At 42.9% G+C, this 22,774-nt stretch carries 15 protein-coding genes and 1 pseudogene; 3 read left to right on the top strand and 13 right to left on the bottom strand.

The window, feature by feature from the left end:
- From J2T20_RS00005 to J2T20_RS00040, 8 genes are all read right to left on the bottom strand, one after another.
- The coding region (locus J2T20_RS00005) for an Ig-like domain-containing protein (RefSeq protein WP_307584379.1) at positions 1-3,956 on the bottom strand (3,956 nt) is incomplete at its 3' end.
- 253 nt (positions 3,957-4,209) lie between these two features.
- On the bottom strand, positions 4,210-5,322 hold the full coding sequence (locus J2T20_RS00010) for a response regulator (protein WP_307584381.1): 1,113 nt from the start codon (positions 5,320-5,322) through the stop codon (positions 4,210-4,212).
- Between the two features lie 37 nt (positions 5,323-5,359).
- Positions 5,360-8,461, bottom strand: a complete 3,102-nt coding sequence (locus J2T20_RS00015; RefSeq protein ID WP_307585068.1) for a sensor histidine kinase — start codon at positions 8,459-8,461, stop codon at positions 5,360-5,362.
- Between the two features lie 677 nt (positions 8,462-9,138).
- The gene (locus J2T20_RS00020) at positions 9,139-10,560 is read right to left on the bottom strand and encodes an FAD/NAD(P)-binding protein (RefSeq protein WP_307585070.1); all 1,422 of its coding nucleotides are present in this window, start codon (positions 10,558-10,560) and stop codon (positions 9,139-9,141) included.
- 189 nt (positions 10,561-10,749) lie between these two features.
- Positions 10,750-11,919: an alanyl-tRNA editing protein gene (locus tag J2T20_RS00025; protein ID WP_307584382.1), complete on the bottom strand. Its 1,170-nt coding sequence runs from the start codon at positions 11,917-11,919 to the stop codon at positions 10,750-10,752.
- A 297-nt stretch (positions 11,920-12,216) separates the two neighbouring features.
- Entirely contained in the window at positions 12,217-12,876 is a 660-nt protein-coding gene (locus tag J2T20_RS00030; protein WP_307584384.1) for a type 1 glutamine amidotransferase domain-containing protein, read from the bottom strand.
- Between the two features lie 146 nt (positions 12,877-13,022).
- Complete coding sequence (locus tag J2T20_RS00035; protein WP_307584386.1) at positions 13,023-13,895, bottom strand: LysR family transcriptional regulator; 873 nt, start codon at positions 13,893-13,895, stop codon at positions 13,023-13,025.
- Between the two features lie 12 nt (positions 13,896-13,907).
- Positions 13,908-14,327, bottom strand: a complete 420-nt coding sequence (locus J2T20_RS00040; protein WP_307584388.1) for a LysR family transcriptional regulator substrate-binding protein — start codon at positions 14,325-14,327, stop codon at positions 13,908-13,910.
- 87 nt (positions 14,328-14,414) lie between these two features.
- Here J2T20_RS00040 and J2T20_RS00045 point away from each other — a divergent pair, with 87 nt between their 5' ends.
- Positions 14,415-15,317, top strand: a complete 903-nt coding sequence (locus J2T20_RS00045) for a PhzF family phenazine biosynthesis protein (protein ID WP_307584390.1) — start codon at positions 14,415-14,417, stop codon at positions 15,315-15,317.
- A gap of 121 nt (positions 15,318-15,438) precedes the next feature.
- On the opposite strand, the gene J2T20_RS00050 is transcribed toward J2T20_RS00045, so the two are convergent.
- Both J2T20_RS00050 and J2T20_RS00055 read right to left on the bottom strand, forming a co-directional pair.
- Positions 15,439-16,407, bottom strand: a complete 969-nt coding sequence (locus tag J2T20_RS00050; RefSeq protein ID WP_307584392.1) for an aldo/keto reductase — start codon at positions 16,405-16,407, stop codon at positions 15,439-15,441.
- Between the two features lie 68 nt (positions 16,408-16,475).
- Positions 16,476-17,270: a Nif3-like dinuclear metal center hexameric protein gene (locus tag J2T20_RS00055; RefSeq protein WP_307584395.1), complete on the bottom strand. Its 795-nt coding sequence runs from the start codon at positions 17,268-17,270 to the stop codon at positions 16,476-16,478.
- Positions 17,271-17,407: 137 nt separating this feature from the next.
- Here J2T20_RS00055 and J2T20_RS00060 point away from each other — a divergent pair, with 137 nt between their 5' ends.
- Positions 17,408-18,679 (top strand): S8 family peptidase, encoded by a 1,272-nt coding sequence (locus J2T20_RS00060; RefSeq protein ID WP_307584397.1) that lies wholly within the window; start codon positions 17,408-17,410, stop codon positions 18,677-18,679.
- A gap of 9 nt (positions 18,680-18,688) precedes the next feature.
- Here J2T20_RS00060 and J2T20_RS00065 read toward each other — a convergent pair whose 3' ends face one another.
- The 3 genes from J2T20_RS00065 to J2T20_RS00075 all read right to left on the bottom strand — a co-directional run bounded on the left by J2T20_RS00065 (position 18,689) and on the right by J2T20_RS00075 (position 21,117).
- Positions 18,689-19,309, bottom strand: a complete 621-nt coding sequence (locus J2T20_RS00065; protein ID WP_307584399.1) for a GerAB/ArcD/ProY family transporter — start codon at positions 19,307-19,309, stop codon at positions 18,689-18,691.
- Complete coding sequence (locus J2T20_RS00070) at positions 19,255-19,704, bottom strand: spore germination protein (protein WP_307584401.1); 450 nt, start codon at positions 19,702-19,704, stop codon at positions 19,255-19,257. The genes J2T20_RS00065 and J2T20_RS00070 overlap by 55 nt, the downstream gene beginning before the upstream one ends.
- Positions 19,705-19,857: 153 nt before the next feature.
- Positions 19,858-21,117, bottom strand: a complete 1,260-nt coding sequence (locus J2T20_RS00075) for an MFS transporter (RefSeq protein WP_307584403.1) — start codon at positions 21,115-21,117, stop codon at positions 19,858-19,860.
- A 707-nt stretch (positions 21,118-21,824) separates the two neighbouring features.
- Here J2T20_RS00075 and J2T20_RS00080 point away from each other — a divergent pair.
- Positions 21,825-22,425: pseudogene (locus tag J2T20_RS00080) on the top strand (transcriptional regulator).
- Positions 22,426-22,774 lie beyond the last annotated feature (349 nt).

Genomic DNA, 22,774 nt, shown 5'->3' on the forward strand with positions numbered 1-22,774 from the left:
TCTGGAATACCATCTCCCTCCGTATCCAATTCGCCACCGACTGTTCCCGGTTTCGTTGCATCAGTCGGGAATGGATCGTCCTTGTCGTTGATTCCGTCATGATCTGTATCTGGTTTCTTCGGATCTGTGCCCAGCACAATTTCTTGCTCATCCGTCAGTCCATCGTTATCGTCGTCTGGATCTAAACTATCTGGAATACCATCTCCGTCCGTATCCGATTCTGTTGTAAAAGTCCAAGTTGCTTTATCCGTAATCCCTGCGTAGTTATTACCGGCAGCATCCTTAAATGATCCAGCAGCAACAAGCACGTAATATTCTGTACTCGGCTGTAAATACCCCACTTTCACACCATTACCAGGTGTTGCAATCATTGGAGTAAACGTTACGGTGTTACCTGATATGCCAATTTCAGAAGAACCCGTTTCAAAGCTATACACGATGCTGTTATCGGACTTCTTTCGAATCTCAATTTTCTTACCCCACACATCCTGAACGGCTGAGCTGAATGTCAGCTTCAGATTTGTATCCGCTACTACATTCATAGCCCCTTTTGTAGGCGAGTAAGCAGTAACCGTAAGATCCGTCTTCTCTGGAGCTAATCCCGTCGTGAAGTTCCAAGTTGTCTTATCTGCAATACCTGCAAATGCGTTACCTTTCGCATCTATCAGTGCTCCGGCTTCAACTTGCACATAGTATTTCGTATTATAATCCAAATATTTTCTGTCATGATCTGACAGCATCAAGTAAGGATTTATCGTCACTGTTGTGCCAGATACGTTTACACTCGTTATATCTCCTATATCGAATGTATAGGCAACGCTGTTATCAAGCTCTTTTTTAAGCACAACCTTTTTGCCTGTTACTCCTTGTACATTTTCACTAAATGTCAGTTTTAGATTGGAGTCAACACCAACATTTGTTGCTTCATCTGCAGGAGATAGTGATGTTACAGTAGGTCCTTTTGCGATAACCGCAGCTGTTGTAAAGTTCCATACTGTTTTGGAGCTGATGCCTGCAAACAAGTTGCTAGCTTCATCTTTAAAAGCGCTCGCTTCGATCAGCACGTAATAGCCTGTTCCGTCTGCCAAGCTGGATGATAACTTTAGGGTTGCTTTTCCTTCCGATATGGTTACCTTTGTCGCATCGTTGGCGGCAATAGTTTCAACTACACTATCATCAGACATTTTGCGGATCGTGATATTTTTGCCCGCGACTGGAGCTACCTTTTCGCTGAACGTCAACCCAAGGCTCGTATCTACCGCAACATCTGACGCGTTATCGACAGGTGTAAACGTCTTTACAAATGGCGGCGTGGTGTCCGGTTTAGCTATCATTTCAAAGATCCATGTGTTTTCCGTTACATTCTTGATTATCCCAGGTGAACCTGAGAACTGTTGATATTCCGCAAAGCCGTACAGACCTTCATAGCGGTTACCTGCCACGTCTTCCAGAGCACCCTCATCAATGGTTACATAATATTCTTGACCATAACCCAGCTTGGTCTGTTTAATCGTCACTACGTTCCCCGTGATTGTTACTTTATTAGGATCATCAATTTCAATCACTTCTATCTCTTGGGGAGGATTAAATTCACCATATTCCTCAGAATAAATAGAACTTCCCGGTGACATGATTCTAATATAATATTTATATTCCCCTTGAACCGCCTTAACTTCCTCGCTGAACGTCACTGTAAGATCCGTGTTAAGAGGTACTTTTGTTGCATTAATAGCAGGTGCCAGAGCCGTCACTTTTGGAGCAGTCTCATCTAAAGCCACTGTTGTAAAGTTCCACGATGTCTTGTCACCGATACCCGTATAGTTATTACCTGCGATATCCTGAAACGCTCCGGCCTCAATTTGTACGTAGTAACCTTTTCCATTCGCCAGATTCGAAGCGAGCTTAAGGGTTGCCTTATTGCCTGATACCGTAACTTTCGTAGCATCACTTGCTGTAATCGTCTCCACGATACTGTTGTCTGTCTTATTCAGGATCGTGATTGTTTTACCAGTTGCCTTAATATTCTCGCTGAATGTCAGTTCAAGGTTCGTATCAACTGCAACATCCTTGGCATTGTTCACGGGAGCTAACCCTACTGTAGTTGGCGCTATAGTATCTGCTGGAGCTCCGGTTTTAAAATACCATGAACCTACAACATACTCCGTTAATACAGTGTTAAAATATCGAACATTTGAGAGTTGACCTAGGTAGTCATTATTATAGATATCTTGGAACGAACCGCTGTCCATATTAACATAATAATATTTATTGTTCTCCAGAACTTTAGCCGGATTGATAGTGACTTTATTACCTGAAATCGTCACTTTTTTCGTATCACTCACGGCAATTCTTTCGAACTCTACTGGGTCTGTGTAATGGTTAGAAAATCCATCTGAAATGGTTATCCCCGGTTCCATGATACTTATATATTTAACCGTTCCCATTCGTACATTCTCATTGAATGTAAGTGTTAAATTCGCATCTTTTGCTACGTTAATTTCTTTTTTAGCAGGTGAGAATTCCGTCACCACGGGTCCGGTGGCATCCGACGCTGCTGACGTTTTGAAATTCCATACTTCAGCATCCGACGAGCTATCAGGCACATTTACCAGGCCATCAAGAATCTCTATCTCTCCATCCAGCCCTTCGTAGCTATTGCCTGCCGCATCCTTAAATGCGGATGAATCTATCTTCACGAAATAATTCGTCTTGTAATCCAGGTCAGTAGCCGGATTGATCTTTACTATATTGTCCGAAATCGTCACTTTACTCGTATCATCAGCGGCGATTGTCTCTACTTTGATTGAACTTGTAATCAATTCTGGAAATTCCAATCCACTAGCGGTTGACGCTACTTGCGGTTTCCAGATCGTAATAGATTTTCCAGAAACGGCATTTACCTTCTCATTAAAAGTTAACGTAAGGTCCGTATTGACCTTCACATTCTGAGCACTCTTCTCAGGGGCATAAGTCGATACTGTTGGCGCTTCAGCATCCGTGTTCCCCTGATCTGTATTAACAGCTACAGCTACAGGAACCATGAAGGTACCTACCATAAAAGGACCTGCACTGAGTGGTATCGTTTGTATTACCGTATTATTATTTGTGTCGATTACACTCATATTATTGCTGGAATAATTTACGGTATATGCTTGACTTCCATCTTTGGAAAGTCCAATTACATATGGTCTGTTACCCACAGGAATAGATGTTTCCACCTTATTCGTTGCCGTATTGATAACAGAAACTGAATTACTAAAGGAGTTAGCTACATAAACCTTACTTCCGTCAGGGCTCACTTCGGTTGAGAAAGGAGTGGTGCCTAAAGGAATACTCACTTCCACTTTATTAGTTGCTGTATCAATCACACTAATAGAATTGTTCCCACTGGTTGCTACGTAGATCTTTGAACCATCGGAATTAAGTGAAAGTCCGTAGGTTGAATTATCTACCGAAATCCCAGAGATTACAGTATCACTATTAATGTCAATTACAGAAACAGTACCCCCACCATTGTGGGATAAATACAGTTTATCTCCACTCACAACCATTGCAACTGGGAGATCACTTACATCAATTGTATTAATCACTGTAAGAGTAACTGTATTGATCACTGATAGTGAGTTACTTGAGTAGTTTGCCACATAGGCTTTACTACCGTCAGCGTTAAATGCAACGCCATGAGGCCAATCCCCCACTTTAATCGTTGAGATCACAGTATCTGTCAATGGATCAATAACAGATACTGTCCCATCTCCTCTATTGGTTACGAAGACCTGCGTCTTATTGGGATTAATGGCGGCGCTGTTTGGCTGATTTCCCACTTTAATCTTTGCCTTTTCCACCGTAAGATTCTTCAAATCTACTACATCTACTACACCACTTATAAAACTTGTAACATACGCCTTTTGGAATACCGAGACCGTATCCGTATCAGCAGTGTCTGCATAAGCCAATTCTCCCCCTCTAATAAATAGAGACGAGCATATGTTGACCAGTAATACCAATAATAGAATGCTAATTGCTTTCTTAGACCTGACTAATCGCAGCACACTCTCAACTTCTTTCCTATGTAATTTATTACTTCATGTTTACGGAAATGATATCAACCAAAGTTCAACAATTTCTCACAAATTGTCGGGGAATGCCGAAAAAAACAAAAACAGAGAGATTTCTCCCCCTGTTCCACTTTTTTGCTGACTTTTCAATTTATACTAGATATGCAGCTACACGGTCTTTAAACTCCGATGATGGCACCATTCCCAGATCCGAACGATAAGCCGTTTCGAATTTCTCATAAAGTCGAGCGATCATCTCCTTATTTCCGAGTTTGGCATAAATATCAATCATCTGCTGATTCATCCCCTCATGCAGTGGATACAAGCTTAAGAACTTTTCTAGTCGCTGCTCCGCTTTATGCCAGTTCTGAAAGGCACAATCATTGTCGAGTAACATACGAGTCCAGGTCGTATAATCCTTGCTGTAGGCTTCCTCCAGTGAAATCTTCCATAAATATGGCTTCCCATCCAGCAGTGGACCCTGATACAAGGAACAGAGTCGCTCCATTTGCTCAATGTCTTGCTTTCCTTCAACCATTTCTAAACGAAATTTTTGATACTCAAGTGCATCATAAACTTCATTTCCAATTTCTAGTATATATCCATCATTCATTTTGCGAATTTCCATGCCGAATCCTTTTTCCTTCAGCATTTTCTTCAAGAGGTAAATTGTATTATATAAATTGGAGGACCCTCTCTCTTCCTGCATATCCGGCCACAATAAATCTGTCACTTTCCACTTGCTAATATAACGACCCGGATTACACAGGAAATAAGCGAACAATTCTTCAGCCCTGCGTGTTCGAAAGTGAATAGGCTTGCCTTCTGAATCTCGAACTTCAAACCCACCGAAACAGCGAATAGTTAGTCCCTTCTTCTTTTGATCAAGTGTAACGGTCTTTCCCTGTCGTTTAACAAGACGTTCCGTGACCCGTTTTATGGCTTCAGGTGTAATAGGTTTGAGAATATAGTCAAGTGCATTCACCTCAAAGGCTTCCAGTGCATAACTCTTGTAGGCCGTTGTAAATACAATTTCCGGCTGATGCAATAGCTGCTGAATTCTGCTTGCAAGTTCAAGTCCGTTCATCTTTGGCATCTCAACATCTATAAACACGACGTCCGGCTTAAGCTCAGGCATGCACTCCAGCGCATCCAGCGGATTGGTGAAGGCTCCCATTATTCTGTAATCAGAATTGCGACCGATCAGCACCTTCATTAAATCAAGAATCGGCTTTTCATCTTCAACAATAACTACACGAAACATCGTATTTCTCCCTCCATTATACTGCGCTAAAACCACTTCATCCGTGAGAACTTTCTTCACTACTTCTTAGAACACCTGAAACTACTGGTAAATACATCGTCACCTTTGTCCCATATCCGAGATCGGAATGAATGGTTAAGGTCGCTCCAGGTATGGCACCTAGGCGTTTGCGAATGTTATGGATGCCGATACTGCCATCCATCTGCTCGCCTCCGGTTAATTGATACAACAGATCATCCGGAATACCGACACCATCATCTTCGATGATAACTTTCATGTAGTTTCCTCCTGCATGAACCGTGAGAGATACTCTACCTTGCCCTTCCTTCTCGAACAGTCCATGTCTAATCGCATTTTCGACAAAAGGCTGAATGCATAAGGAAGGGATTTCAACGGAACCAAGATCTTCATCCATATGGAAAATAAAATCGAATCTCTCTCCAAAACGAGCCTTTTCAATCTCCACGTAGGCTTGAATCAGCTCTATCTCCCGGTGCAGGGGCACGACTAAAGTGGAACGGTCCATATCGAGAATATAACGAATATATCGACTAAGCATGGATAATAAATAAGCCGCTTTCTCACCATCAGTATAACAAAAAGAGATCACACTGCTCAGCGCGTTATACAGAAAATGTGGCTTAATCTGTGCCTGATGAAAAGCATACTCGTTTCGTATAGCTTCCTGTATCGATGTTTTCATCGCAATCAACGTTTGAATTCTAGCAATCAGCGTCTCTCCATCAAATGGCTTGGTTATATAATCATTCGCCCCAGCCCTAAAGCCAAGCGCAATATCAGGTGATGCATCCTTTACTGTAGCGAACAGAATCGGTAAATCCAGAATGGAGTAGTGCATCCGCAGCGTGCGGCACAGCTCAATTCCTGAGATTGCCGGCATCATGACATCCAAAATCACTAGATCCACATTTGGATATTGCTTCATTTTATCCATCGCTTCATTAGCTGAAAACGCCGTAATTACATTGTAGTGATGTCGTCTTAGAATGTTCAGCAGAATATGGATATTAGAGGCTTCGTCATCCACAATCAGAATTGTATACCCAGACTGATCCACAATATCAAGCGATGTATGGTCAAAATGCGCGTGTTGCTCCATTCCCCCCGCTGCTGCCACTTCGTGGTAGCCGGGTATCCGCTCAATTTTGGGCAATGTAAAGATCATTTGTGTTCCTTGACCGATCTCGGACCAATCCACCCGAATCTCACCACCCATCCGTTCGACTAGCTTCCGGCTAATGTATAAGCCAACTCCCATTCCTGTGTAACCATCTTGCGGAAGAGGTTTGTCTACCTGCTCAAAATATTCAAATATTGCTGTATGCTTATCCGGTGATATCCCAGTCCCTGTATCCTCTACAGTGATAGACACTGTATTCCCTGCCACACTAGCCTTTATCTTTATGTATCCTTTATCAGTATGCTTGATCGCATTGTGAACTAAATTGTACATCACCTGTCGTAATCGACTATCATCTGCCAGAACCCAAACATTGGGCTCCACCTGGTTATCTAATTGGACGGATTTTCCTGCAAGCTCAAACTGCAGCACGTCAAATACAATTTGCGAAGCTACCCTTAGATCAACCACATTCTGCTGCAGACGTAATTCTCCATGCTTCAAAAGACTGACATCAATCAAATCCTGAATTAGCATGGACAGCTTTGTGGAAGTATCCTTAATTAACCAAAGATTCTGTTTCTGTGTCGGATATAGATTCTCTTCTCCGTCTTCCAATAAAAAGGAAGTCATATTCATAATCCCATGCAGCGGCGTTTTGATCTCATGAGAGGTACTCATCAGAAATTCATCTTTAAGTTGATTCGAGATTAGCAGCTTACGGGACAGAATTTCCGTCTTGTCATAAGTGTTTGAGAATCGTACAGCTAGCATTATATTGAAGAAAACAATAAAACCAATTACTCCGCATTTACCCACCAAATCGGTTTGTATAATATTCTCAGAATAAAGACTTACGTCTAAGAAAAAAATCAGCAACGAAATCGCTCCGCCAATGAACAGGAACAATTCTTTTCGATCCGTAGTTTGGCTCTGATTGCGAATATACAAATAGATCATTCTAAAAATGATCACGAGCATGACGATTCCGAGATACATTACAAAAAAATACTTCATCCGAATATGTACACCATAGGGCAGAACCAAAACCGATACAAGGTAAAAGATAAATGGAGACAAAACTATCCTCATCTTCTTACTTGACATCAACCGGGATTCGACCGAGCAGTAAAACATAATAATGATAATCGCACCGATAAACTGGCTTATTTCCAGCATCTTGTACGTTTTTTCAAATGGGAAACTGGGTAGTAACTGCTGAAATACCTTCTCTCCGTATAGAGAATTATTCAATGAGAGAATAAGCAAATATAAACCACTGAGCAAATACGCCTTTTCTCTACGCCCAACGAAATAGAAACTGAGATGGTAAGCTCCAAACATACCCAGTATCAGAATAATTCCAATGTCGGTCCCGATCTGAATACTGTTCTCTATTGTAATATCCGCATGCACACCCAGAGGAATAGAATTCACGATTCCCCCAGTAACAAAGTTGTAGTTGGATACTTGTATTACAATTTCGATCTCTTTGGCATTGGAATGAAAAAAAACGGTATAAGGCGTATTACCCGGCTTAAATGACTCGCTAGCCATGGAAGGAATCCCGCCCTCCCCTTCCTGCTTACCATTGATAAAAAACCTTTGGGACATGCGGATACTCCTTATTTTCAAACCAAGAACCTCATCAGTATCTTGGACTAGTACTTTAAGCCGATAGGTGCCAGCACCTTTACGGTCCATCCCCCCCTCTATAACTTTGCCCTTCCAGGTGCCTGGGACAGTTAGAAATGTAGATTTCTCATCTATTCTCTGCTGAATCTCGGAGGGATTCAGTAATTCGTCTTCATAAAACTCCCATTCTCCATCTAGATCAACTATCCCCTGCTTTTCAAAGTCCCATCTCGATAAATCCAGTACTCCTCGCTTCGCCACTGGGGTATCCTGATCTTGAATCGTCGGAGAATATATGCTCACTAACAGGGAAACGGCAAGGATAAAAAACAACCCTATCCCGACAATTCCACGGTATTTCATCGTTCTCAACTTTCAGGCTCCTCTCATAGCGAATAATTCTACTATTCTACTAGTCTGCTCTCACAAAAATCTCTCAAATCTCCGCCTGTAAACCGTTACCAATCACTTTCGTACGCATCTGACGCTTCTCAGTATAATCGGCACTTACGAAAGCGTCTATCTCCTTTACTTCTATTCACAAGTAAAAAAACAAAAAAAAAGATCGTCCCGCATAATAACGAAACGATCTTGACCCTCCCTATTACATTAAATAGCCTCTCGGCATTCGCCGAGGCAGATGGGCCAAGGGTTTCCTCATTCCATCAGATGTAACTTCCTCCTACTTTCGTAGGGGGATTTTTTATTTCAGCCGCATACCGAATTGGAAAAAAGGTGGCGGATGTGGTGAACGGGGGAAAGCCGCTAAGCACAGCATAAATCGGAGTTCCACGATGATGTGGACCATGCGCGTCTACGGTGTTATGATCTGCCAGCACATGGATGCTTGGTACGTTGCCAAAAAGATGAATGGGATACCCTCAAATCCACCATTTTCCTAGTTGCCGCTTGATTTTTTTCAAAAAACATCCTTGATACATTGGTGAGGTCTAAATCCCAAAACACAAAAAACCCTCCTTGAGTTCTCAAGAAGGGTTTTTTGTGAAGCCCTGTTCCATAGTACGTTCGGGGCTTACTACTCAACCTTTTTTCGGCCATTCACCAACAAACTCATCTTCATTATAAGTAAAGAAGTTATTCAAGATTTCTTCACGGTCGTCGATGAAAAGCTGATCGGCCACTGAAGTAACTAGCTTGGGTATAGCATTTTTCATGCCCGAAATCGCAGATGCCGAAAGACCACAGCTGGCTAAGGCTGAATAATTAAATACATATAACCCATGCAGGAGCTTTCTTCCCTCTTCATCCCGACTTATAACAGCAAACCCTGGGCTGAGGTAAGGATGCGCATCAAGCAGTGGATTGGCCACTTCAGCCGGAGCTTTGTAGCAGTCTCTCCAACGAGCAATATGGCTTGCGACATTGCGGAGTTCTGGACGTAACGCCGGATCGCTGAGAAGACCGGTGCTGATAATCAGGAAGTCGAAGGTGAATATCCCCTGAGGCGTAGTCACCATCGCTTCCTTGCCTGCTGCCTCCACATCAAGCCATGGTGCACCAAGGTGTAGCTGAAATCCGGGCCATGCCGCTGCTCGCTCAAAGGTATCATTAGTAGGAGGCTGATTGTAGTTAAAGAAATGGGAAATTACAGCATATTTATCCGCATCTGAAAGTACATGAAAACGTTCAATCATACCCGAACCTTCCATCTGGCGAATCGGATTAACGCTTGGCAGCTTCTCCCGGCGGACAAAGATATGGGCTTCAGCGACACCTGCAGACAATGCGTAATTGGCATTATCAAAGGCCGATGCCCCGCCCCCCAGAATAGCAATTCTTTTGCCTTTTAGTGCTTCAAAATCAATAACCTCGGAGGTATGGGCAAAGAGATAATTGGGTAGTTTCTCGGCAATCATTGGCGGCACATGCCATTCACCGCCTCCCTGAATCCCGGTAGCCAGAACCACCTTACGTGCCAGCAGCATGTTAGTAGGCGGTGCTCCTGCCCCTTCAAGATGAAGCCGATGAATCCCTTTTTCCATAGGCTCGATTAGTTTCAGCTTCACTTCATTGAGTACAGGTAGACCCAGAATCCGCCGATACCAGCGTAAATAGTTCATCCAATCGCTCCGCGGGATTTTGTCTAGCTCTTCCCAACCTTGTGATCCGACCTGTGCTTCCCACCATGAACGGAACGTAAGAGATGGAATCCCAAGATCAATGGAGGTCAAATGCTTTGGCGTTCGCAGCGTCACCATTCGAGCATACGTTTCCCATGGCCCTTCCAAACCTTCACTGTTCTCGTCAATGACAAGAATATTAGATATCCGCTCACGTAAAAGTCCGAAGGCTGCCCCTAGTCCGCTCTGGCCTCCTCCGACAATAACAACATCATAGACATGCCCTTCAGAAGGGTATCGTGGAAGCACCCAATCTGTACCTCCAAACGCCAGATAGGAAAGATCAGCTTTTACTCGTTCGTTTAAGGCTTCTAGGCTCATCATCCTCATACCTTTCGGTGACATCTTTAAGATATATAATTCTAATCAGCTAATGGCCCTATTATATCTTGTTGGATCTAGCTTTTAGAAGCTTATGTCATGTTTATTGTCATTATTTCTAAATTTCTGTTTTTTGTTTGTTCATAGTAACTAACATATGTCATACTAAGCTCACATGATATTGACAAATCAATTAAATTTTGTCCTTGTAAATTCATAGAAAGCTAAAGCATCCTCCCAGTTCGGGAATCCTGCTTGTGCTTGTTTATCACTGCCTCCGCCTTTTCCGTTAAATGAACCCAGATTAGCTTTGAAGAACGAGCCACAGGAAAGTTCAGATCCGCCACTATAAGCAAATACAACCTTGTTCTCCGCAGAAGTCGCGAGCAGCACGGAAATATCATTTTCTGCAGTCAGCTTGTTTGCAAGATTCTGTAAATCCTTAAGGGACTTCTCCTCAAAAATATGTGAGATTAAATGACCTTCATGATTAGATAACAGATCCTGAGCGACATATGCATCGTTCTGTTCTTTCAGCGAGGCCAGCTCAACCTGAATCTGTTTCTGCTCAACCTCCCACTTCTCAATCCGGTCGATAATTTCATCTTTACCTGTATTAAATTTAGTGGACAAGGTACTCAGAATCTTCAGGCTACTATTAAATTCCTCCAAGGCACGATATCCGCATTTGAAATAAATCCGTACGTTTCCCTTCTGCTTTTCCGCCTTCAGCAGCTTAATCATGCCGATTTCACCAGTTGATGAGACATGTGTGCCCCCGCATGCGTTATATTCCACATCCTTAATTTCTACAATCCGAATATTCTCCGTCACCTTCGGCTGTTTAACAAGTTGCAATTGAGCTATTTCTTCCCCCGTAACAAAATAGCTGACAATACTGCGATTCAGATAAATTTGGCGGTTTACTTCATTTTCGATGGAAGCTAATTGATTGGGTGTTAATTCCGGCTGATCCACATCGATGGTGCAATAATCCGTACCCAAATGAAAGCTTACCGTCATAGCCTGATAAAGATTGCGGCACACTGCAGAGAGCAGATGCTGTCCGCTATGCTGCTGCATATGGTCGAACCTTTTGTTCCAATGAATCTGACCATTCACCTTAGTATTCTCGGGAAGTCGTTCCAGCTTATGTAGTACCTCATCTTCTTCACTGATCACATCAAGGACCGGAATTCCATCAATATATCCCTCATCACAAGGCTGCCCGCCTCCGTGCGGATAAAAAGCAGTCTCCTTCAGGATGACATAAATCCCATCTTCTCTTTCCAGCGTTTGGATGATGTCCGTTTGCCATTCAGTTATATATGCAGAATCGTAATACAGCTTAGTAGTCATATCTATTTCCTCTCTATTCGCGGCTTCAGCCGAGTTAAATATCAATTAGCAGCTCCGCAGTTTCTTAATGAATCGTATCCCATAATGGTATGGTGATCAATAGTACAGCTGCTACCGTTATGCATTTTCCTACTATTCCGAAAAAGAAAAACCCCGCCAAACACTTTATGAAGTGTCTAGCAGGGTTCAGCTTTATTTCAAGATATTCTTAATCCAACTGAGCATCGATTCTTCTTTCGGAGCCCAACCGAGTAAATTCCTTGCATGTACGGCTCGCACACGACTGTTGGAAGCTAATTACCCCAGCTGCTCAATTACAGCTTTTGTAACAGCGAGAGTTGACTGAGGATTCTGCCCTGTAATCAAGTTGCCGTCTACCTCATAATGAGAAGTCCAATTAGGGGCTGCCACAAATATAGTTCCCAAATCACGAAGTTTGCTTTCAAGTAAGAAAGGAAGATGTTTATCCAACGTTGTTTCTGCCTCTTCTCTATCTGTAAAGGCACTAACACGTTTACCGGCGACAAGCGGTTGTCCATTCGATAATGTAGCACCCACTAACCCTGCTGGTCCGTGACAAACGGCGGCTACAATCTTGTTGCTTTCATAAAAATCACGCAGTAGTTTCTGAAGAGTCTGGCTATTCGGAAGATCATACATTGTTCCGTGCCCACCCGGCAAAAAAATGGCATCGAATTCTTCATGTGACACTTCATCAAGTTTTATAGTGTTCTCTAAATATTTTTTGGTATCTAAAATTTCTGCCGGTGTGTTGCTATCTACACTCCCAGGATCAACTGGACCTTTTCCTCCTAGAGGACTTGCTACTGAAACCGTGTACCCTTTACTTGTAAATCCCATATAAGCTTCTGCAAATTCAGAAAGCCAAATTCCAGTCGTTTTGCCTTCATGAATTTCTGTATGATTAGTAACAACAATCAACACTTTTTTCGTCATTGTTTATAGCCTCCTATTATTTTGGTTACCTCCTTATTCTAGTTTCCGGGCTAGTATAAAACAAATTATGAAATAGTGTATTATTAATAAATATATTTATAGATATCAATAAAAAAAGGATCAACCGTAATATTTACTGGCTGACCCTATTCCTCACCACGTATTGAAGTCATAATCTCATGGATCTGAGGCAGATGTTTATGTTTCAGTTTATAGGCGATAAATAACTCATTTTTTACTTTTAAATGTTCAAAGATAACTTTTGTTTTACTTTCGTTTGCCGAATTTTTTAATATATAAGTAGGTATTACACTTAGTCCCGCACCGTTTTCGATCGCCTTAAGAATCATATGTAAATTAGGAATGATATGTACGGGTCGAATTACAGGGCGTTTCTTAAAGTGTTCTCTCCAAATTCTTCTTATAATCGGCAGATCCAACCCATAACTAAGCCAGTTTTGAGAAGATAGCCATTCTTCCATTAGTACTAGGTTATCTGTATCCAATATTTGATAATCTTTAGGGGCAACAACCACAAATTTTTCATCCATTAATTTCAGATACTCAATTCCTGGAGTTTGAACCTTCTGTGATGTAATCACAATATCTAATTTATCTTTTTTCAATAATTCTAACAATTGATCAGCGGTTCCAAAATGTGAAATGGTGCATGTATTGTATTTATGAAGCTGAGGGAGTATTTTTTCACTATAAAACTCATGTGCTGCTCCAATTTTTATTACTGCAAGCGTAGGCGTAGACGTAGATTTAAACCCCGTCGTTGTTTCTTCCAGAGACTCGATTAGAGGAGCGAGCTGTGAATATAATTCCTTGCCCCGTTCCGTTGGAATCATTTTTCTTGAAATTCTGAAAAACAAAGCTTCCCCAACCTCAGCTTCCAGAGAGGATAAATGTTGACTCATTGCCGGTTGTGTCATCATACGGGTTTTTGCAGCTTCAGAAACAGAGTTATGCTTATATATCGCGCAGAAACTTCTATACCACTCAAAATCAACCATTAGTCCTATTCCTCATTTCATAAATTCCTCCAGCCCGTTTTGGGCCTCCTCGATAAAAGCTGTTACGATAGGGCTGAGCAATTGCTGTGAGCGTACTACCAAACCCACTTCGCGAACTAGGCTAGGGATCAATGGTTTAACTACCACATTTACGGGCGTAGACGGCAATATCATTGAAGGCACAATCGTCACCCCAATTCCTGCCTCTACCATTGAGATCAACGTTGAATTGTCCGCAATCTCTAACTGCGTATTCATACTTAGCTCATTCTCCTGAAACGCGTTGATCACAAGACTTTCGCATCCGGATTTCAGCAACAGAAACGGCTCCTGCTCCAACTGCCCGATTGAGATATACTTTTCTTTCCCAAGTGGATGGGCCGCTGGCAGAACAACAACCAATGGGTCCCGAAAAAGCTGTTTGATCTCCAAGCCGTCCGATGGTAAATAATCATTTTACGTAGAATTAATCTCCCTTTATGATGTAACAAACAGTAAACGAAGGAGCGAGTGATTCTAATGAAAAAGATAAGCGTTTATCATGTCGATGCTTTTACCCAAAATCCGTTCGAGGGCAATCCTGCTGGCGTGGTACCTGATGCCAATGAATTAACATTAACTCAAATGCAGCAGATTGCCAACGAGTTGAATTTGCCGGAGTCAGCCTTTTTATTCCCGGCTACAGATCCGAAAGCAGACTTCCGCGTTCGTTATTTCACTCCTCAGGAGGAGATCAATTTCTGCGGCCACGCTACTGTGGGTTCTGCCTGGTTGCTTGCAACTGAGTATGGATGGGCTGAAAAAGCAAATCAGGTCGTCTTTGAAACCAACATTGGGCTTATACCCGTTCAGTGGGATTACAAGGACAGAAGCATTAGCAGGGTAACTATGACACAGGTTTCGCCCCAAGTTCAGGATATTCAGCTTGACCCGCTGGTAATCGCCTCGTTGGTCGGTATTGAACCAGATCAATTAGATGATCGATTTCCCATTAAGCTTGCCAGTACAGGGAATTGGCATCTTATTATTCCAGTCAAAACACATGCTGCAATCGACGCCGCCAAGCCTAAGATGGAACCATTAGCTTCCTTGAATAAAAAACATAATATCAGCACTACACATCTTTTCACATTCGACGCAAAACCCGGGTTCGATCTGTACACCAGAGATTTTGCTCCGGCTGTCGGCATTGCCGAAGATCCTGTCACCGGAGCGGCAAATGGCGCTTTGGCCGGTTATCTAGCACTGGAGGGTATTATAAATGCAGAAGAAACCCATCATTTGACGGTTGGTCAGGGAGATGCCATCGGGCGGCCGGGGAAACTCTTCATCACTATTATACCAACGGAATTTAATGCCATAATCAAAGTTGGAGGAGTCGCGCATGTGACGCTTGAAGGAACACTGCGATTACCAGAATAACAGTAGTACGGCCATAATCCAATTCTTCGTACAAAAAACTGCTAAACACTTGGGTACCCCTTGTGCTTAGCAGTCTTTTTTTAGTTATGAATTCAATTTCGGCGAAATCGAACATCTTACATTATTGATAAAAATTACGAATCCAACGGTGGGCCTTCAGCTTGGCAAGCTGGTCTTGAGAAAGCCCCAAACCGTCTCCCACCTTCATGTTACGTTCCACGTTAGTAATAGAACGCATGCCTGGTATAACTGTCGAAACTGCAGGGTGACTAAGTACATAGCGCAGCGCCTTTTCAGCCATATCATCCACAGAAATGTTTAAATCAGCAGCGATTTGCTGAACCCGATCGTACACTTCCCGCTTGCGGTCATTCTTGAAATAGTGATTACGGAAGTCACTTTTATCAAATTCAGTTTCCGCCGTGATTTTACCTGTCAATCCCCCTTCATCCAAAGCAACGCGGACGATGACCCCAATATCATGTTTTATACAAGCTGGGAGCAGCATATCTTCTGGACTTTGTTCAAAAATATTATAAATGACCTGCACCGTATCCACGAGACCGGATTCAATTAGCTTGATTGCATTATTCGGCTGGTGGTCATTTATAGAGACGCCGAAAAAGCGGATCTTTCCCTGTTCTTTCAGCTTCTGAACACCTTCCAGCCAATCTCCTTTACCTACCCATTCATCTGACCAGACATGGAACTGCTGAATATCTATCGTCTCCAAGCCTAGATTCCGTAAGCTCTGCTCGGTACTAGCAATCACATGTTCCGCAGTAAACGCCTCTTCAGCAGTTACACCGGCACGGGCAGGCCACTGACCGTTTTTCGGGGGAATTTTGGAAGCTACATAAATTTTCCCAGCATGTTTCCGAGCGATTTCTCCAACAAGCCTCTCACTGTGCCCATCCCCGTATCCAATCGCGGTATCAATAAAATTCAGTCCCAGCTCTATGGAGCGGTCAAGCGCTTTCAAGGATTCCTGATCATCTGCTCCTATCCATGCTGTTTTGCCGATCCCCCAAGCTCCGAAGCCGACCTCTGATATTTTCAACCCCGTTTTGCCAAGCGTTCTGTAGTTCATTATTTCCCCTCGCCTTCCCATGCTTTGAATTTGTCCAACTATTCACAAGTATACATTGAAATAAAGTCTCAAACCAAATGGAAGGAATGCTTTCCCGAGACAAAATGAACTGGAATCATAGGAAAACTAGCTTCGAGATACTTGGCTAGATGCTTCATGCCGGGTTCTTCGCTTTGGGCATGGCCTAGAATAATTAATGCCTTCTGTTTACCTTGATGGTATGCATCCCTTACATATTCCGGAGTCTCCCACTCGGGTCCTTCACCTGAGATGATCAAGTCCAGATTCTCTTTTTCAAAAAGTGGGATACACAGGGTGCCTCCACCTCTATACCCGGCCAACAATCCAATGTGCGTACATGTCATGGACAAGTCTCCAATAATACGGACAAAGGAAATCCCCAGCTTCTGCTTTATGTACTCGCCAATCTCCTTAACAGTCATAGCTGGAATGGTTACCATTGTTGCAGCCGGTTGATGTTCATTTACATACGGTTCCCAGCCTAATTCCTTGATCAGTCCTGCCATAATGCCGTCTGGCTGATAACGATGCATATGATCATGAAAGCGGTAGATAGCAATTCCAGACTCGTCAATAAGCTTCTGCTTTACCTGATATACCGGATCATCTAACAAAGTGTCCTTAATGTCCTGGTGGCTGTAAAATGTTCCTTCATGAGTGATAAGCAGGTTCGCACCAAGAGCAATCGCCTGTTCAATTACGTCCTGTGTCGCCATGAATGCCGTTATAATCCCCTTGACTTCGGAGGAGAGGTCTCCTGATATCAGACCATCTACCGTAGTTGCTAATGGGCCAACGGGTTCCATTAATTTAATTAAAACATCATTAATAAGTGTCGTCATTATTCGGCCCCCTTAAGTGATAGCTCCAGTGTAATTATACAAAAAAAGAGTATCCCCTTGGTAATACTTCTAGATTAATAGGTAGTACCCGCTGGATCAGTAGTGCATACAATGCACTTGAGAGGTGATCCACAACGATGAACGGACAGATTTGGCTACATAAAAATTCCGATAAATTCAATCAGCCATTACGAAAAAAGATTCGACAATCGATAGTCCGCGGCCGTAAACCGGCTGAAATCCCAATCATTATTCAATTCCAGGATAAGCTGACTCCGGCCTGTTTACATTCCTTACAAAGGCACCTAGGTCACCACGCCTGCCCGGTTATTCAGCGTCTCCCCCTCCTTAATTCAGTGTCGTCAAAAGTTTCGGTTCACTGTCTGAAGCGAATGTGCAGCTGGGATGGGGTTAAGAAAATATACTTAGACGGAATCAAAAAAACATCGCTATATATAGCGACACCTTCTATAGGTTCTACAGTTGTTCAAAAGAAAAAAGGACTTACTGGAAAAGGGATCAACATCGCCATTATCGATACCGGAGTGTACCCGCATCCAGATCTGACCCGACCTGTTAACCGGATTGTTGCTTTTAAAGATTGGGTTAACCACAAGAAACGGCCCTACGATGACAACGGCCATGGGACACATGTTGCAGGGGATGCGGCAGGAAATGGATGGGTGAGCAAAGGGAAATACAAAGGTCCTGCTCCAAAAGCGGGGATCGTAGGTGTAAAAGTATTAGATAAAGATGGGAATGGATTTGACTCCACAATCATTAAGGGAATCGAATGGTGTATCTCTAATCGGAAGCGGTTAAAGCTGCGCATTCTTTCGATGTCGTTCGGGGGTCCAATGACTTCCCCCTGCAAGGATGATCCGCTCTGCCAAGCGGTAGAAAAAGCTGTCAAGGCAGGTCTTATTGTGGTTGTTGCAGCCGGAAACAGCGGACCAGGGCGCCGTACGATTGAGTCCCCAGGAAATAGTCCCTTGGCTATTACTATTGGTGCCGTGGATGATAGACGCACCCTAGTGCAAGCGGATGATCGTATCACATCGTTTTCCAGTCGTGGACCAACCCTTGACGGACGGATCAAACCGGACATCGTCGCTCCAGGTGAGACAATCATCTCTCTTAGGGCCCCCTGTTCTCAGTTGGATCGTGAATTCCCTTTTTTGAGAATCGGCAAAAAATACTTTGTGCTATCAGGGACTAGCATGTCCACACCTATTGTCTCCGGGGCGGCGGCTCAGTTACTTCAGTGCAATCCGTCGCTTTCACCGAAGCAGGTTAAGGAGAAACTGAAACGTAACACATTCCGATTAAAGCTAGGGCCTAACACTGGGGGGAGTGGCGAGATCAATGTACGATTCTTGCAAGGAAACAAACGTCACCCTAAAGTTTGAGGATAAGGCTCAAACCTTCTTAGGTTTGGGCTTTAGCATCCATATGATTAACAGCAATAAAGGAAGTAAGAAATAAGTTGAATACACTTCGAAAGGCGCTACAACCCTTAACTGATAGCCCAATTGAATACCCCCGGGGATATCCCATACGCTTAGTATGAGAATCAATAGACCTACTGGAAGCGTAATGATACGGTATTCAGACAATTTGGCAAATTGGGCGATAGCCAAAACAGAGGAATAATACATCGTCCCAATTTTAACAAAGTTGCCTATAACCCACATTGCAAGCAGCAACGCTTCGAGATTCTCAAAAAATTGGTTCCTGCCAATGTAACGAAATGCCACCAATATCGGATAATATTTGTTGCTTACATCGTAAGGTCCTAATAAAAATAATATCAATAGATTTATATAAGTTAGGCTCAGAACGACTGAACCCAACACGATCAATCCACTTTTCCCTCCTTTCTTTCGATTCGTTAAACAAGGCAAAAAGAAAGTTATATAATAAATTTGGCAAAACCAGGCTTGAGGGACTATCGCTCCTTTCATAACAGGAACAAAGCCGTGGCTCATAACGGGAAACAAATTTCCGGGGTCAAGGTCAGGAATGAGCAGCAGCAGCAAAAACAGCGGAACAATAAATAAAGGAAGCAGAATAACTGCTGTTCGTGCAAGGACACAGCTACACTTTCCGAATCTCGTAGAAGAACCACGGACCCAGATGACAAAAGTTCGGTAACTCTAGGGAAGTCACAGCATTCCTCCACCTGGGACACATCAATCGTTTGCTCAACGAGTTGTTGAAGCTGAAGAGAGGGGTTGTTTTCCTCCCACATCAAGGGGGCGATCACTTGTTTCTCAATTGCGGTCTTATCTGACAGCCCATCGATATAGATGAGTAGCATGGGTATCGTGCCTTGGATCGTGAATTGCCGAAAAACAACATCTGAGCATTTGTCATAAATCAGCCGCAGCTGTTCTTCATTTCTTTTCAGATCAGGGAAAATCTTTTGTCCCATGCCGTCCGCCCCCCCCCTTCAACCACTTAGGTTTATAATGTTCCAAATGGTCCAGATTTATGAAATAGTTCAAAACTTCCTACGACAAAAAAAAGGGACCACTGATGGCCCCTTTCCATAAACTTATATTCCGATTTGTAAAATCTCTTCTTTCTAGGATTCATTAATCATTTGCGAAACCTTTAAGGTGTCCGGTGCCTTTTGTCTCATGATTGGAATTAAAACCATGGCGCCAAAAAAGAATAAGAAGCCTGCTCCTGTATATATAGATACCAGAGGATACTCCCCTTTAAGTCTGCCTGCTAAAGACATCGAGATGACCATCATACCTGTGAACATCGGGTTAAGGACCCCATTTACCCGACCCACTATGGATTCATGTGACCATTTTAGTATCATCGTACTGATCCCGATATGAATGCAAGGGAAGGCGAGTCCATTAATAAATTGTGTGGCTAGAGTAACTGTTACATTGGTCGAGTACCCAACGATGACTGTACAAATGGCTCCTATAAGCATTCCCAGACTAAGTAACATCTGCGGAGGAACACGTTTGGAGAATACTGCAACGATACCGCCCCCAACGAGCATAGCTACACCGTTAACCATAAGCATGTATTGTAGAAATTCCTCTGGTTTGCCAAGCCGTTCCGTTACAATGAACAGTCCGAGCGCTTGCGAGAGTCCCACGGCAAGACCAGCTAGTATAAATGCGGCTCCAAGCATCCGAAGCACCTGGCTTTGCCAAACATATCGAAAGCCTTCTCTCAGTTCCTTCACGAACTGGCCTTTTACCGGTTTTGGTTGCTCATTAACTTTATCCTTAGGAAGACGAAACAATACAGTAGCTGACAGTAGGAACACAACACCCATAACCGCAATAGAAGCTTCAAGTCCCAAGTTGCTATATGCAAGTGTACCGAGCATTGGCCCAAGAACCATGAATATCGCCATCAGTGACTGGAATAGTGCCATTCCCTGCTGCAGTTGGTCTTCAGGCACATGCTGCTTAAAAAGTCGCATACCGGATGGCTGTGAGAACTGCGAAAGAATAGCCGATATAAAGGTGACAAAATACACGGAATGCCAAGATCCATAATGAATCGTAAGCAATACAACGAATACCGATACGGCTGACAATAAGTCGCACCAGATCATCGTTCTTTTCGGTAACCAGCGATCTGCGAATGTTCCTCCAATAAAAGAAAACACGAAAATTGGAGCAAATTCAGCGACGCTGATAAGCGAAATGGCATACGGATCATTACCGGTTTTATCAGCCACGTAGAGAAGTATTGCGAAATTACGTACCCAGATTCCGATCTGTAGGAGAACGTTTGATAATATAATCGTCTGGATAAACCGATTTGTTAAAAGCTTTGGCGGATTAGCAGCCTTCTGTTGAGATTCCAAAATTTCAACTCTCCTTCTCTTTTATTCATGTTACCTTTATTCTGGTTTATTTTTCCTAATTATATGGTTGAGTATAGTCAGGAAGCTTACCATTGTAAACCTTTTAATTGAAAAAGTCACGACAAAAAGTTAAAAATGCTCTCAAACACTCGGGCATTTTTGTGATTGCATTTATTGTCCCCCATCAAGCTTAGAGGGATATTGTTGGAGAGCGGACATTGATGGAGAGCGTATTTTGATGGAGAGCGTATTTTGGTGGACTGAACAGTTTTACGGACAGAGAAGCCTCTATTTACTGAAATCAACAATTATCAAAATGTATGCGGACTGTAAGGACACTAATGGTTCGAATACCGTGGTTTATAATTATAGTGTGATAGTGGCCGTGGTGTCCGCATACTTTCCCACAAGACCATATTTGTAGAAATAGCGGATCTACAGTCCGCATGTGCGGCTAATTAGTGTGTTCTATCTCCCAATAGGTAATATCCCGTAGCTTTAATCTCCCGTGTATTTATTCATCTCTTCGATTTATCATTTGTTGATTTGTTATGTTCGCGATATAATTACGGATTTAGGTCGTGAAGTACACGCCGCTTTAATACAAATTCATCCCAATGAATACTCAGGATGAACTTGTATTGGAGCGGTTTTTTCTTTGTTCAAAAGAATCCGGATATGTTCAATACTTAAGGAGATCGAGACCGATGGGTAGATTTGAGCAACAATATGAGGAATGGTTACAATTAAATATTGATATGGAGAAGAGTTCCCGAAGATTAGAGCTTCTTCATAGGACTGGGGCATGGAACAGTTGAGTTTCTCCGGTCCGTTTGGTTTCCTGCGATCGGCAATTTTAATGATCTGTATCCTGAATGGGAGGTCCGAGACTTCAATAATGGTTACCGGTATCTGGATTTGGCTTATATGCCTAGCGGTTCTAAAGGTGGAATAGAAATTCAGGGATTCGGCCCTCATCATTGCTTATTATCCCTAGATGGATGGACATTTCTTCCTATTGCTTACCCCTCCATCACTGATGAGCCAAAGCAATGTCAACAGCTGGTACTAGCGTTCATCGGAAAGTTCATCGCCTCTGATGTATCCTCTAGCCTATCTTGTTTAGAAGCAGAAACTGTTCGGTTAGCACGCCGCCTCATACGACCATTAACCCCTTCAGAGGTAGCTGACCATCTCAAGGTAAGTAGCCGGCAAGCTAGACGCATATTGCATAATCTGGTTGAGCTGCATATCTTGGATACTACTAGCGGCCAAAAGAGGAATCGAACGTTTATCCTCAGAATGTAGATACTTCCAGACGTGTGATGGTTAGACGTGAAATGTTTTAGTGCGAGTTCTAATGCGCAGACAGAGAATTTAGGTAAATAACCTATTATTCATATGGACAGAGAAGCCTCTATTTACTGAAATCAACCATTATCAAAATGCATGCGGACTGTAATGACGCTATTGGTTCCGTTAACCTTGTTTATAGTGCCTTTTGAGTCAAATAGTGACTGTGGTGTCCATATACTTTAACAAATGGTCATATCTTCACAAATAGCGAATCCACAGTCCGCATGGCACTAATTAGGAGAAAATAAAGGTAATGTGCTATGCGGTATGTGGTTTGCGGTATGTGATAAGGAAACCAAAT

Source organism: Paenibacillus wynnii, from assembly GCF_030812855.1.
Classification (GTDB): domain Bacteria; phylum Bacillota; class Bacilli; order Paenibacillales; family Paenibacillaceae; genus Paenibacillus_AQ; species Paenibacillus_AQ wynnii_A.

Bases quoted from the DNA above. Each gene is read 5' to 3' on its own strand.
- J2T20_RS00010 (WP_307584381.1), bottom strand. From the start codon at position 5,322: ATGTTTCGTGTAGTTATTGTTGAAGATGAAAAGCCGATTCTTGATTTA.
- J2T20_RS00015 (WP_307585068.1), bottom strand. From the start codon at position 8,461: ATGAAATACCGTGGAATTGTCGGGATAGGGTTGTTTTTTATCCTTGCC.
- J2T20_RS00020 (WP_307585070.1), bottom strand. From the start codon at position 10,560: ATGAGCCTAGAAGCCTTAAACGAACGAGTAAAAGCTGATCTTTCCTAT.
- J2T20_RS00025 (WP_307584382.1), bottom strand. From the start codon at position 11,919: ATGACTACTAAGCTGTATTACGATTCTGCATATATAACTGAATGGCAA.
- J2T20_RS00030 (WP_307584384.1), bottom strand. From the start codon at position 12,876: ATGACGAAAAAAGTGTTGATTGTTGTTACTAATCATACAGAAATTCAT.
- J2T20_RS00035 (WP_307584386.1), bottom strand. From the start codon at position 13,895: ATGGTTGATTTTGAGTGGTATAGAAGTTTCTGCGCGATATATAAGCAT.
- J2T20_RS00045 (WP_307584390.1), top strand. From the start codon at position 14,415: ATGAAAAAGATAAGCGTTTATCATGTCGATGCTTTTACCCAAAATCCG.
- J2T20_RS00050 (WP_307584392.1), bottom strand. From the start codon at position 16,407: ATGAACTACAGAACGCTTGGCAAAACGGGGTTGAAAATATCAGAGGTC.
- J2T20_RS00055 (WP_307584395.1), bottom strand. From the start codon at position 17,270: ATGACGACACTTATTAATGATGTTTTAATTAAATTAATGGAACCCGTT.
- J2T20_RS00060 (WP_307584397.1), top strand. From the start codon at position 17,408: ATGAACGGACAGATTTGGCTACATAAAAATTCCGATAAATTCAATCAG.
- J2T20_RS00070 (WP_307584401.1), bottom strand. From the start codon at position 19,704: ATGGGACAAAAGATTTTCCCTGATCTGAAAAGAAATGAAGAACAGCTG.